This window comes from Actinospineispora acaciae DSM 45401, from assembly GCF_000620785.1.
Classification (GTDB): Bacteria; Actinomycetota; Actinomycetes; order Mycobacteriales; family Pseudonocardiaceae; genus Pseudonocardia; species Pseudonocardia acaciae.
Genome location: NZ_JIAI01000039.1, coordinates 1 through 11,794, shown reverse-complemented (window position 1 = coordinate 11,794; position 11,794 = coordinate 1). Strand labels below are relative to the sequence as shown.

Below are 11,794 nucleotides of genomic sequence, written 5' to 3'. Positions count from 1 at the left end.
TCACGTCAGGTCAGGACTGACGGGTTTCGGCGTGTCGTCGGGGGTGCCAAGGGTGCAGTAGTACCCCAAGCGCACCCTTGACTCCCGGGGCGGATCCATCGCAGGCGCAACCTCCAGCGGCGCGGACGGCTGCGTCGCTGGCCCTGCGGTGGCTATGGTGTTCGGCATGACGTCTCCCGTCGCACGCGGCTCCGAGTCGCTGCCGCGGTTGCCGCTGCCCGGCGCGACGCCGCGTGAGGTGCGCGCCGCGCTGTTGCCGGAGTACCGCGAGCGGTTCGACGAGGACTACCGCGCGGCGCTGGAGGAGGCCGGGCGGACGCTGGAGCTGACCGGCGTGCTGGACACCGTGGAGCACTGGCGGACCCGAGCGTGGATCACGCGTGACCCGGCCCGGCACCGCCGGATGGTGCGCCGGGCCGCCGAGCTGCTCACCGGGCACGTGCCGCCGGCGGACGAGCCGGTCGCGGTCACCGAGGCCCGGTTGTAGCACGAGGGCGTACACCCACCGTCGTTACCGACGAGAACGCTCAGCCAGACGTCGACGCCCTGCCTTGCGAAGCCCTGGCCGGCTACGCCGAGGTCCGTGTGCTGTTGGAGACCGCTCCCTGGTCCGGACAGCCCTACCGCCGCGACAAGCCGCACGGGGCGCTGCGGGTCCAACCGTTCGCCACCTACGGCCAGGTGGTCTATCTGGTCGAGGAGGACCAACGGCGGGTGCACGTCCTCATGGTTCAGTGGGTCGGCTGACCACGCCCACCACCGTCGCCACGTTCCTGGTTAGCAAACTGCCGTCTGGGCGTCGCCACGCTCCACATCCGTTCCCAGACAACTACGGTTGTCCGGCAACACCGGGACACGGATGGCGTTCGACCTCGTCGGCATCGGTAGCGACGGCTGTGGTGGCCGCTGGTTCGCTGCTCACCTCGGAAATCGTCGCACAAAGCCGGGTCGACTCGACTCCCGCAAGGCCGACCATCGGCACGCGTGTCCATCGAGCGCCCGGTGCCATATTGGCTGGGCGAACTCTATGTAGACTACGGGAACGACCCCTATGTAGACTACCGGCGTGCGTCGGACGAAGCCGCTGGTCAAGGTTGCCATCGTGATGATGGTCGATCCGAACCGGCGGTTCTGGGGCTACTACCTGTCCCGCGAGGCAGGGGTTCGGTCCGGGGTGCTGTACCCGCTGCTGGACCGGATGCTCGCCGAGGGCTGGCTCACTGACGGCTGGGAAGACCGCGCCGAAGCGGTGAACCGGCCGCCGCGCCGCTACTACGAGCTGACCGACGACGGCCGCCGCGAACTCGGCGCGACGCTCGCCCGGGCCGAGACCGAGACTCGGTTCGCGGGCCTCAACTGGGGGTACGCCCGGTGAACGAGATCACCGAGCTGACCACGCACCTGGCGTCCTGGCAAGCGCTCAGCGGGTTCTTCGGCGTCGTCGTGCTGTTCGGCTTCCTTCCCGGGCTCACCCTGCGCCTGCTGGTCAAGCTGTACCCGCCCGGGCACGTGCGCCGCCGCCAGCTGCCCGCCGACATGTACGAGCTGCCCCGACACAGGCGCTGGTTCTTCGTCGCCGAACAACTCGAAACCGTGCTGTTCGAGGGCCTGCCCGCGCGTGTGCGACACACGGGCGCCCGCACCGGGAGGTTCCATCTCACGGCGTGGTCGGTGCTCTGGACCACCGGAACGATTGCGATCGCCGGCTTCGCTTACGTCCAGACCAAGGCGCCACCGTGGACTCTGATCGCTTTTGTGGCAGGTAGTGCGCTCCTCGTCGCCGCAGGGAGAGCGATGCCCAGCGTGGAGCCCCGACACAGGTCGGTGACGCTCGGCAGGCACGTCGGCGAGCAACACGGCCCCCTTGACGTGTCCGGACCGACAAGGGCAAAGCAAGTCGAACGGGTGCCCGCGTATGTGCGACACACACGCCACCCCCGGCTGCTCACGGCGCGGTCACTACTCCTGATCGTCATTGCACTAGCGATCTTCACCGCCACTTACGTCCAAGCTGACGCCCAAGCCCATGTTTCGCCGTGGGTTCTGTTTGCTGTGCCACCGTGTTTTGTACTCCTCATCGCCGCGGGGAGAGCGACGACGCCACCGGAGTGAGTCCTCCTGCGACCTTGAGGACTGCAATAGCCGTGACAACCAGCGTCGGGATCTGGCGACAACCAGGGCCAGCTACCCCGCCCGATCACCAGCTCACGCCATCAACGTGGTGCCAGCTAGCGCCTGTAGCGCACACACCAACTGACACGACGTGAACGATCACTGACACGAAGTGAGAAACGCCCACTGACACCCTGACGAGACTTCTCAGCTGCATGTCCTTCTCACGTAGATCGGACCTGCTCTCGGTCGCATGACTCGGCCGCACACGCTGGACGTCGTCACCGATGTCCGCGACAACAACCCTGTGACGCTACTCCTGGTCGACGATGTCGACATCCTCGAACGCGAAGAACTTCTGCTGCTGCCGGACGGCACGCCACGCAGGCACCCGTACCGCTACAACCCGGTCGATCCGGCCAAGCTCGTGCCACCCGAGGCCCGGCTCCTGGTGCCCGCCGCGCATCCCACACCAGTGATGATCGGTGTCTGCACCTGCTGGACGCCTGGCTGCGGATCTCTATGGATGTCGGTCCGACGTGACGGAGACACCGTCATCTGGGAACCGAGCACCGGCACCCCGCACGGCACGATCCGGCCCGTCGTTAAGGACCGTGTCAGGAGCCGCCATTCGTAGCTTGCTCGTGTGGGCATAGTGGTTGTGGTCTGAGTCGCCAGCCGTGGCCGGTTAGCCATGTTCGCAGTTCAGCGGGCAGTTGGCGGGGGCCGTGGTAGTTGATGTGGGTGGCCAGGGTGCCGGTGAGGATGGGGCCGTCGCCGCAGCGGGCGCATTCGAACACGGCCGCTTGGGTGTTGTGGGGCTGGCAGCTTGCGCAGTACTGGCGGCGTGTGATCGGCCCGCGTGGTGTGTCTTGGTGGAGCCAGACCACCGCCAGGTCCGCACGTTGGCGCAGGGCCTCGGGTCGGGTGGCGGGTTCGTGCCCGCAGTTCGGGCAGGCCAGGGTGAGCACGGGTGGGCCAGAGCGTCGGCGACGCTGTTGGAGCAGCCGTGTCCGCCGTGCCTGCTCGGCGAGTGTCTCGATCGTCTGGGTTGGCTTGTCGGTGATGCGTGCGCGGATTGGTCGGGGCATCTCGTCGGTTGGGCTGTCTCGGGTGCCGTTGAGGGCTGGGGCGGGCGGTGTGGTGGTGGCCGCTGGCGGGGTGCGGCGTTTGCGCCGCCAGGCGCGGATCTCGTCGTCGGCGGCCCGGTCGGACTTTTCGGCGATGGTGCCGTACCTGCGGTTGGTGAGCGGCATTCACTACTCCTGTGCTCGTCCGCCGCGTTCAAGGCGCCGCTGGACGAGGGCCGGGTGCTGGGCAGCGCTGGTTGTGTCCTGGAGCTTCACCAGTTGATGGTGAACGTGGTGTCCGTCTTGTTGATGTGGGTTCCGACCGGGCGTTGCTCGGCAGGGGTGTCAACGGGTTGGGCGGTGATGATGGGCTGGGTGGGCCGTTGCTTCCGCCAGTGGTGCAGCAACTCGACGGTGTGGGCGGCGAAGGAGGTGGCGGCCGGGCCGTGCACGATGACGCCGAGTTCGTCGGTGTGCTCGCCTGCCGGGCGTAGGGCGAGGTAGGCGAGGGTGCCGTTGCCGTCGTGGAGGGCGGCGCCGGCCCAGCGCAGCGCGGGATCAACCCGTGGACGTGCGTGTGATGGCACGGAGAGCCGGGCGAAGTTGCTGGCGGTGGTAACGAGCCAGAGGTCGAGGTGTTCGACCGGGTCGTCGTCATCGATCGTGATGCCTGGCCACTGTTCGTGTGCCGGGTAGGTGAGTGCCTGGCTCAGGGAGTTGGACGCGACGTCGTCGACGGCAAGGAGGAGCGTGATGTCCTCGCCGAGTGGGACAGTCCGCTCGGCACAGTTGTAGGCGCCCCGTAGCGGGACGAATCCGCACACGTTGGCCGAGGCGCTGATCATGCGGTCGGCGCTGGTCTTGTCGAACGCGATGGAGCGGGTCAGGCCGCTGTCGTGGAGTTCGAGCGGCACGACGATGCGGCCCTCGGGGGCGAGCTGTGCCCACCAGGTGGAGGGGATGTCCGGGGCGCCGGCGGTGACGATGATCCGGTCATAGGGCGCGTGTTCGGGGTGGCCAAGGCTTCCGTCCGCGCAGATCACCTCGACGTGGTGGTATCCGGCGGTGTCCAGCGCGGCGCGGGCGCCGTCGGTGAGGTCTTGGTCGATCTCGATGGTGACGACGCTGCCGGTGGGGCCGACCAGTTCGGCGAGCAGGGCGGCGTTGATGCCGGTGGCCGCGCCGATCTCCAGGACGCGGTGTCCGGGTTGTGCGGCGAGCTGCTCGAGCATGGAGGCGACCATGTTCGGGTGCGTCGCCGAGGAGAGCGCGCTGCCGTCGGGGGCGCGCTTGGTCACCACGACCTGGGGCGCGTAGGCGGTTTCCAGGTCCACGTCGGGCAGGAACAGGTGGCGGGGGACGGTCGCGAATGCCGTCTCGACCGCCTGGGTCTGGAAGGTGCCCCGGCCGCGGATGTAGTCGACCAGCCCGGCTCGGAGCTGCTCGGCGTCGCGGGCGGTGTCGGTGGTGGGCATCGCGGCTGACCTTATCGGTGTCGGTTGTGGGCGGGCTGATCGTCAACCGCGCGCGGCGGGTCGAGCTCGCGGTCGAAGACGGCCGCCGCGGCGGCCTGCGCCAAGAGCGCCTGTGTGTGGCTGGAGATGCCCGCCCGGTTCCACGCGAACAGAACATGGTGGGTCAGCACGGCGCGTAGACCGCGTGTCAGGCCGCCCTCGTGCGCGAGATCGGTCAGCGCCGCGCCGGTGTCCCGGAACGCGGCGAGCCAGGTCGGGTCGCACAGCGAGCTGGTGGCGCGGCCGGTGAGGAGCCGGTGAACGCTGTCGATTTCGGTGGCGACGGGTGGACGGGTGGCCGGCCGGTGCGCGCCGAGCTGTGCCCAGATGTCGCCCTGTTCGTAGTGGTCCTGCCCGGCACCGCGCATGAGTTCGCAGGCCAGCAGCACGCCCAGCTCGGCACGATGCCGATCTCCCTGCCGGTGCAGGTGGTTGAGCAGGTGATGGCTGTCGGCGTGGAACAGCTCGTGGGCGAGATCCATGCCGGCCGGCCCGCCGAAGGCGCGGGTCTCAGGCTCGTAGAGGGTTGGCGCCCAGCGGGTGACGGCGCCCTCGGCGGCCAGTCCGCGCATGATCCGTCCGACGTGGGCGCGTGCCTGGTCGTCACGGCCGGGCCGGGGCAGGTAACGCACCCGCCAGCAGGTGGCTTTGCGGACGAACCACCAGCGAGCAAGTTCCCCGGAGTCTTCGGCCCGCGCGAGTTGTGGCCTGAGGTGGGTGGTGGCCATCTGCTCGGCGGCCCGCCAGTTCGCGCACCACAGGCTGACCTGCCCCCACACGGGGTCGGGGTTGGTCTGGTCGGTGATCTCGTTCATCGCGTGACCCTCGTTAGGCGATCAGCAGGCAGGTCTGCCAGCCGTGCACTCCGGTCAGGAGGCTGTGCAGGGTGGCCGCGATCCCGGCGCTGCCCTCGACCAGACCGGGCCGCGCGTTCGCTGGGCTGTCGATGAGGATGCGGTCGAGCAGCGCTTCGAGCAGGTTCGGCATCTGATCGGCGAGGGTGTGTGAGCGGGCGTCGGCGGCGGCGTGCCAGACCGTAGCGACCAGGCCGGCCCAGCCGTGGCACACCGCCGGGTCGGTGAGCCGGCCCAGCTGGGCGGGGTCGGCGAGGCAGCGGGACAAGGCGTCCTCTGCTCGTCCCTGGCGGGCATGATCACCAGTGGCGATTCCCGCCATCTGCACAGCCCGTGCGATGCCGGGAGTGCCGTAGCACCACGAAGGGCGCCGGGGCCCGCTGGAGCAACCGTAGGAGGCCGGCCGGCTCCGAGGCCGGTCAACAACAAGCGCGTCCGGCAAATACTTGTATTTGTCGGGGTCGCACGAGGGTGCTGTTTACCGGGTCTGACCTGCCAGGACGCGCTGAACGTCCGAGCCGGGCAGGCGAAGTCCGAACCGAAGGGCGAAGCGAAGGCCGAACCGAAGCGGGAGACGAAACCCCGTCACCCTGCCGTCACCCTTGCCCAGCTCCGGCCCGCCGGCGGCGCGGCTCGGTTCGCCCGGTTCGTGTCCGGGTTCGCCCGTGGGTTCGCGTCGGGGTTCGCGCTTAGCACGAACCCCTTGTTTAGCGCGTTAACCCTGGTCAGGCGGGCTCTAGCGGGTTCTTGTGGTGACTACGATAAACGGTCGTTTCAGCCGGTTTCCAGTGTCGTGCCCGTGGCCCGCTAGGAGTGCTAGACACCTGGTCAGGGCCGGAATTGCCCGCTAGAGGTCCGCTAGACCTAGCGGGCGGCCCGCTAGGTCTAGGGCTGTCGTCAAGAAGCGTGTCACCGGCCGCCGCACCGGACTAACCGGCGAGCCGAACCTCAGTGGAAGAGGGCGCTGAAGAGCGCGTAGCCCACCCCACCGAAAACCGCGATCTTGACACCCCACGACACGGCGGCCGCCAGAGCAATGATGAGGATCTTCTTCCACGGGCGCCGACGACGTGGGACGCCGCCGGCCGCGTTTTCGGTCCTGTCCATGATCGATCCTCTCGTCGGGAACGGGAATCCATCTGACAAGATACATCACTACAGATATATATCTTCTGGGTGGATGCCCGTGCCCATCTCGCGCAACTCCAGCCGGGGGCCAGAAACGGCAAGGACACCGCGACGTGGCTGACCCGCCCGTACATCGATTCCCCGGACGCGATGGCCTGGAACTGGTCTACCGCGAGACGGGCGAGGGCCGTCCCCTGGTGCTGTTGCCCGGCTTCACGTCCACCGGCCTGCACTGGATCCACCGGGACCCGGTAGCGACCCTCGCCGAGCACGGATACCGCGTGATCCTTCCGGATCCGCGTGGCCACGGCGACAGCGCGCGGCCGCACGATCCCAGGTCCTACCCGCCCGACGTGCTGGCCGACGACGGGCTCGCGTTGATCAATTGGCTCCGGCTCGACGACTACGACCTCGGCGGCTACTCGTTAGGCGCACGGATCGTGCCGCGGATGCTGGTCCGAGGCGTCGGGCCGGCTCACGCGATCGTGGCCGGCCAAGGACTCGACGCGCTCGACCGCACGACCAGCCGCGCCGGCCGGCGCCGCCATGTGTTGAGCGCCCTCACCCATCGGGGCGTCATCGAGCCCGGGTCACCGGACGAGGAGCTGGCGCGTTGGATCACACAATCCGGCGGCGACCCACAGGCCCTCTGTCATGTCCTCGACACCCTCGTCGCGACGCTGCCCAGCGCGCGGTTCACCCGAGTACCAGGCAACCACGTCACCGCGCTCACCAGCCCGGAGCTCGTAGCCGCGATCACAGCGTTCCTCGCGCGATCATCCTCACGAGCCGATCTCAGGAACGAATGAGGCCGAGTGTTGGCTCGCCGGGTTGTCGAGTAGCTGGTCGGCGAGTGTGTCTAGCGCGTTGAGCACGCGGTTGAGTTGTTCGACGGTGATGTCGGGCAGGGTCTGGCGGATGGCTTGATCGATGGGGCGTGCCCCGCGCGGCACGAACTCGCGGGTGTGTGCGGTGGGGTCCACGCTGACCAGGGTGCGACGGCCGTCGGAGGGGTCTCGCTGACAGGTGAGCACCCCAGCGTCAGACAGCTGGGTGACAGTCTTGGAGACCAGGCTTTGCGCCAGATGGGTGCGCTGGGTGACATCGCTGATTGAGGTGCCCGGGTGACGCGCGACGTCTTCGACGATGGCCAGCACGCTCAGCGACGCGGGTGGCTGGCCGGGATCCGCGGTGGCGCGTAGCGCGATCTGCCGGAATACGCGGGCGAGGAGGTAAAGCTGCCAGGCATCCACCCACTCAAGATAGATCTGCACTGATGCATCCCGCCGCCCACATCAGCGTGGTCCAGGCCGGCTCCGACGAGTAGGCCTGCTCGTCATCGGACCCGAATCCGCCCAGGCCGGGGATCCCGTGTCGGTCGCGCTCATCGGAGGCTGCCCCGGGATCGCGATCCCGCCACCGTCCACCACCGCCTCACCGGACAGCGAACAGCCCGCCCAGCCGCACCGCCTGGTCGCCGAGCACGGCCGGCGGTTCAGCGTGCTGGAACGCCGCGCCCTGGCCGCCGAGCTGATGGGTGTGCGCCGGCTACCCAGCGGCGCGGCCACGAACCTCAACCAGCTGGCCAAGGCCGGCGACCGTGAGCGCGAGCCGGAGCTGATCCCGGACGAGTTGGGAACGGCTCACCCGCTGGCGCGACACATCGCCGATTTCCTGACCGACCTGTCCAACGCTGGCCGACCGGCCAACACGGTGCGCCTACGGTGGGTGTCACACCCGGACGCCCAGCCGTGCGCGGAGCGCGTCAGCTTCGGGGGCGTGGAGTTCCTCGAAGAATCGTGAGGCCTTCCTGCCAGGAATCACGGGCTTGCTGTATCTGGCCTGCGCGGTTCAGGGTGTCCCCGAGGTCGCGAAGGGCGACGGCGGTGTCTTCCACGGGGGAAAAGTTGGTCGATGGGTGCCGGCGTCTACGCGGACATGGCCGCACACTGGCCCAGCTCACCCAGTCCGCTGGCCAAGCCGATGAACGAGATCTCCAAGATCGTGTTCTCCGACTCGCTCACCTCCGCCGACTGGGACGGGACGACGATCGTCGCCGGAGACCTGGCCGACGCCGTCACCCGGCTCAAGAAGGAACACCGCGACGGGTACCTGCTTGCCCACGGCGGATCCCGGTTCGCCCGAGCACTGGTCGAGACCGGCCTGATCGACGAATATCGCCTGCTCGTCCACCCGGTGGTCCTGGGCGCGGGCGAGCGGCTCTTCCCCGCGCCGCTCACCATCGAGCCGGGCAGCACCACCGTCTTCAGCGGCGGAGCCGTCGCGCACGTCTTCACGGCGCACCCGCGATCAAGCTGATCGGCAACCACGCGCGGATCTTGGCGAGCGCGGCGCCAACCCCGGGCGCTTCGGTGTCGGTAAACTTCGGTGTACCATGGTCGTGTGTCCTATAAGATGATCAAGGTGGACGATCAGACCCACGCACGGCTGGCACGGCTGGCCAAGGAACAGGGCACAACCATCGGCGGTCTGGTCGGCGAGCTCGCCGCGACCCTGCCGACGGAGGCGGACCGGGGCGCCATGCTCGAGCGGATCGAGGCCCGGTTCGGCAGGCCTGACCCTGAGTCCTTGGCCAGGGTGTCCGCCCTTCTGGACGATCACGCCACGGGGTCGAGAAATCCCGCCGCGTGACCTCGCTCGCGCAAACCGGTTACGTCCTCGACGAGCCGTTGATCACCGGCTACACGCGCAACGCGCCTGACTGTCACGCCTTCGTCTGGACCGCGGTGAGCCGGTTGTCGATGCTGATGGCTCCGGCGATCGCGGTGACCGCGGCGTGGGCGCGCACCAGCACGGAGCGTGAACGCGACGGGCTGCAAGAGCTGCTGGACTACCCCGGCACGCGCGTCGAGCCACTCGACGAAGCCGAGGCCGCCGCGGTCGGCCTCACCCTCGCCGAGGTGGGCCTACCGGACCTGCTCACCGCCGGGCACGTCGCACTGCGCGCCCAACGATGGAACCTGCCCGTGGTCACCACCCACCCAGAACCGCTCCACCTCATCAACCCCGACCTCGCCGTCATCGCTCTCACCACCTGAGGTCATGGCGTTCCGCCCGGTGCCCCAACGGACGCACACAGGCCGATGAGATCCGCTGTTCAGGTCGGTCTGGACCAAGGAGATTCAACGCGGTTGCGCGGACCTTGGACCTGAGGAGTGCCATGCACGTCGGACCCGTCATTGCCGTGACCGATCTCGACCGGGCGCGTGATTTCTACGAAGGCAAGCTGGGCCTGACCGGCGAGGAAACACCGGGCGGGTGGCTTGTCCACGGCGACGACAACACGGTGATCTACCTGCTCGCCGGGTTCACGGACGCGGGATCGGCCAGTTGGCCGCTGGCCAGCTTCCGAGTCGCGGACGCCCGCGCCGCGGTACGGATGCTCCGGTCACGCGGGGTCAGGTTCCTCGGTCGTGACGAGCTGCCGTTCGAGCTCGACGACGACGGCATCTCATCGGACACCTCGGGCCTGCGGGTGGCGTGGATGCGCGACCCCGACGGCTCGGTACTGACGATCTTCAGCCACACAACTTCGTCATGAAGTGGTCATTGCGCCGTGCGGTCGCGGCCGGCGCCGCGACGGTGGTGGCGCTGGCCGCCCTGTCCGGCTGCGCGGCGTCGTCCCGCACGCCCGCCCATGACGGCGCCGGCGCCGGACCGGCCTGGTCGGGTACCTGGGCGGCCGCCCAGCAACGGGCCATGCCGGGCAACGAATGGTTCGGCCCCAACTGGTCGCTCGCGGGGTTCGCCGAACAGTCCGTCCGGCAACTGGTCCGGGTCAGCGCCGGGGGCTCACAGGTGCGCATCCGGCTGTCCAACCTCTACGGCGCCACGCCGCTGCGCATCGCCGGGGCGACGATCGCGGTGGCCGGCAACGGTGCGGCGGTCCAACCGGGCACCGTTCGTGCGCTGAGGTTCGCCGGCTCACCATCCACGACGATCCCCGAAGGCGTCACCGCGGCCTCCGACGCGGTGCCCCTGTCCGTCGCGCCCGGGCAGACGTTGACGGTCACCGCCTACTTCGCCGAGCCGACCGGGGCGGCCACCTTCCACCAGGCCGGGTTCACCACCACCTACCGAGCCGACGGCAACCACCTGCTCGACCAGGACGCGGCGGCGTTCGCCGGCGAAACCAGCCATTCCTGGTACTACCTGACCGGCGTGGACGTGGCCGGCGAACCCAACCGGCCCGGCCACGCCGTGGTCGCGTTCGGCGACTCCCTCACCGACGGATCCATGTCGACGCCGAACTCCAACCACCGCTACCCAGACCTACTCGCCGACCGGCTCATCGCCGAGGGCAAACCCATGGGCGTGCTCAACGCCGGCATCAACGGGAACATGGTCCTCACCGACTACCCATGCTTCGCCGGCGAGAAGGCCACCACCCGCGTCAACCGCGACCTGCTCGAACAACCCGGAGTACGTACCGTGATCGTGCTCCAAGGAATCAACGACATCGGTCTCGGCGGAACAGACACCGGCTGCGCCGCACCCCCGGCGGTCACCCCGGCCCGGCTCATCGAGGGCCACCGGGCGCTGATCCACGCCGCCCACACCCACGGCATCAAGATCATCGGTGCCACCGTCCCACCGTTCAGGGGCAATCCGCTCTACTTCACCGAAGCCAACAACGCGACACGCATAGCCCTGAACCAATGGATCCGCGACAGCGGCGAGTACGACGCCGTCGCCGACATCGACCGGATACTGGGCAATCCGGCGAACCCCGACACCCTGCTCCCCGCCTACGACTCCGGAGACAACATGCACCCCAACGATGCCGGCATGAAAGCCATCGCAGACGCCATAGACCTCAACACACTCTGACCCGCAGCGTTCGTAGTTCCAGGTAGGCGGTTTGGACGAACTTGTTGCCGAACGTGGGGGTGGTGTTGGTCAGCGCGGCCAGGCCGGTGTGGGTGCGAGGGCTGAAGCCGATGAAGGTCGTGAAGCCGCGGGTGGCGCCGGCGTGAAAGAGCAGGTCGTGGGTGTCGAGAGGACGTAGGTTCCATATCAGGGCCAGCTGGTCGCCCTCGGGCGGGCCGACGCGGGGAAGGGTGACCTCGCGCAGTGCCGTGCGCAGTGTGGCGGG

At 68.7% G+C, this 11,794-nt stretch carries 19 protein-coding genes; 12 read left to right on the top strand and 7 right to left on the bottom strand.

The annotated features are described in order from the left end of the window. Positions 1-166 precede the first annotated feature (166 nt). The 5 genes from N912_RS59390 to N912_RS64360 all read left to right on the top strand — a co-directional run bounded on the left by N912_RS59390 (position 167) and on the right by N912_RS64360 (position 2,749). Positions 167-487 (top strand): DUF6247 family protein, encoded by a 321-nt coding sequence (locus N912_RS59390; RefSeq protein ID WP_028927927.1) that lies wholly within the window; start codon positions 167-169, stop codon positions 485-487. A 104-nt stretch (positions 488-591) separates the two neighbouring features. Continuing rightward, on the top strand, positions 592-747 hold the full coding sequence (locus N912_RS61705) for a hypothetical protein (RefSeq protein ID WP_245645961.1): 156 nt from the start codon (positions 592-594) through the stop codon (positions 745-747). Positions 748-1,066: 319 nt separating this feature from the next. Then, positions 1,067-1,375 (top strand): PadR family transcriptional regulator, encoded by a 309-nt coding sequence (locus tag N912_RS0147355; protein ID WP_028927926.1) that lies wholly within the window; start codon positions 1,067-1,069, stop codon positions 1,373-1,375. Continuing rightward, a complete protein-coding gene (locus N912_RS0147350) occupies positions 1,372-2,112 on the top strand; it encodes a hypothetical protein (protein ID WP_028927925.1) in 741 nt (246 codons plus the stop codon). Before N912_RS0147355 ends, N912_RS0147350 begins: the two co-directional genes overlap by 4 nt. A gap of 253 nt (positions 2,113-2,365) precedes the next feature. After that, positions 2,366-2,749, top strand: coding sequence for a hypothetical protein (locus N912_RS64360; RefSeq protein WP_156994445.1), 384 nt, complete (start codon positions 2,366-2,368; stop codon positions 2,747-2,749). Here N912_RS64360 and N912_RS64355 read toward each other — a convergent pair. The 5 genes from N912_RS64355 to N912_RS64340 all read right to left on the bottom strand — a co-directional run bounded on the left by N912_RS64355 (position 2,730) and on the right by N912_RS64340 (position 6,657). Then, positions 2,730-3,368, bottom strand: coding sequence for a hypothetical protein (locus tag N912_RS64355; RefSeq protein ID WP_156994444.1), 639 nt, complete (start codon positions 3,366-3,368; stop codon positions 2,730-2,732). The genes N912_RS64360 and N912_RS64355 overlap by 20 nt on opposite strands. 86 nt (positions 3,369-3,454) lie before the next feature. Beyond that, entirely contained in the window at positions 3,455-4,657 is a 1,203-nt protein-coding gene (gene fxlM, locus N912_RS64350) for a methyltransferase, FxLD system (RefSeq protein WP_028927924.1), read from the bottom strand. An 11-nt stretch (positions 4,658-4,668) separates the two neighbouring features. Then, positions 4,669-5,511: a thiopeptide-type bacteriocin biosynthesis protein gene (locus N912_RS64345; RefSeq protein ID WP_037070358.1), complete on the bottom strand. Its 843-nt coding sequence runs from the start codon at positions 5,509-5,511 to the stop codon at positions 4,669-4,671. Positions 5,512-5,524: 13 nt separating this feature from the next. Beyond that, positions 5,525-5,992: a lanthionine synthetase LanC family protein gene (locus tag N912_RS63090; RefSeq protein WP_084212089.1), complete on the bottom strand. Its 468-nt coding sequence runs from the start codon at positions 5,990-5,992 to the stop codon at positions 5,525-5,527. A 506-nt stretch (positions 5,993-6,498) separates the two neighbouring features. Next, positions 6,499-6,657: a hypothetical protein gene (locus N912_RS64340; protein WP_156994443.1), complete on the bottom strand. Its 159-nt coding sequence runs from the start codon at positions 6,655-6,657 to the stop codon at positions 6,499-6,501. A 134-nt stretch (positions 6,658-6,791) separates the two neighbouring features. Here N912_RS64340 and N912_RS0147320 point away from each other — a divergent pair, with 134 nt between their 5' ends. Continuing rightward, positions 6,792-7,487, top strand: a complete 696-nt coding sequence (locus tag N912_RS0147320) for an alpha/beta fold hydrolase (protein WP_028927922.1) — start codon at positions 6,792-6,794, stop codon at positions 7,485-7,487. Here the strand turns inward: N912_RS0147320 and N912_RS61400 are convergent. Continuing rightward, the gene (locus tag N912_RS61400) at positions 7,461-7,931 is read right to left on the bottom strand and encodes a MarR family winged helix-turn-helix transcriptional regulator (protein ID WP_169748088.1); all 471 of its coding nucleotides are present in this window, start codon (positions 7,929-7,931) and stop codon (positions 7,461-7,463) included. The two genes, N912_RS0147320 and N912_RS61400, sit on opposite strands and share 27 nt — an antisense overlap. A 118-nt stretch (positions 7,932-8,049) precedes the next feature. Between N912_RS61400 and N912_RS0147310 the strand changes: the two genes are divergently transcribed. From N912_RS0147310 to N912_RS0147285, 6 genes are all read left to right on the top strand, one after another. Further along, complete coding sequence (locus tag N912_RS0147310) at positions 8,050-8,481, top strand: hypothetical protein (protein WP_028927921.1); 432 nt, start codon at positions 8,050-8,052, stop codon at positions 8,479-8,481. A gap of 111 nt (positions 8,482-8,592) precedes the next feature. Further along, positions 8,593-8,997 carry a dihydrofolate reductase family protein gene (locus tag N912_RS59365; protein WP_051581795.1) on the top strand — a complete coding sequence of 135 codons (405 nt, stop codon included), beginning with the start codon at positions 8,593-8,595 and terminating at the stop codon, positions 8,995-8,997. 105 nt (positions 8,998-9,102) lie between these two features. Next, complete coding sequence (locus N912_RS59360; protein WP_211261650.1) at positions 9,103-9,330, top strand: hypothetical protein; 228 nt, start codon at positions 9,103-9,105, stop codon at positions 9,328-9,330. Beyond that, positions 9,327-9,737: a hypothetical protein gene (locus tag N912_RS0147295; protein ID WP_028927920.1), complete on the top strand. Its 411-nt coding sequence runs from the start codon at positions 9,327-9,329 to the stop codon at positions 9,735-9,737. Before N912_RS59360 ends, N912_RS0147295 begins: the two co-directional genes overlap by 4 nt. 122 nt (positions 9,738-9,859) lie before the next feature. Then, positions 9,860-10,240 carry a VOC family protein gene (locus N912_RS0147290; protein ID WP_037070355.1) on the top strand — a complete coding sequence of 127 codons (381 nt, stop codon included), beginning with the start codon at positions 9,860-9,862 and terminating at the stop codon, positions 10,238-10,240. After that, on the top strand, positions 10,237-11,529 hold the full coding sequence (locus tag N912_RS0147285) for an SGNH/GDSL hydrolase family protein (RefSeq protein WP_051581793.1): 1,293 nt from the start codon (positions 10,237-10,239) through the stop codon (positions 11,527-11,529). Before N912_RS0147290 ends, N912_RS0147285 begins: the two co-directional genes overlap by 4 nt. Here N912_RS0147285 and N912_RS59355 read toward each other — a convergent pair. Further along, the coding region (locus N912_RS59355; protein WP_037070353.1) for a serine hydrolase at positions 11,516-11,794 on the bottom strand (279 nt) is incomplete at its 5' end. The genes N912_RS0147285 and N912_RS59355 overlap by 14 nt on opposite strands.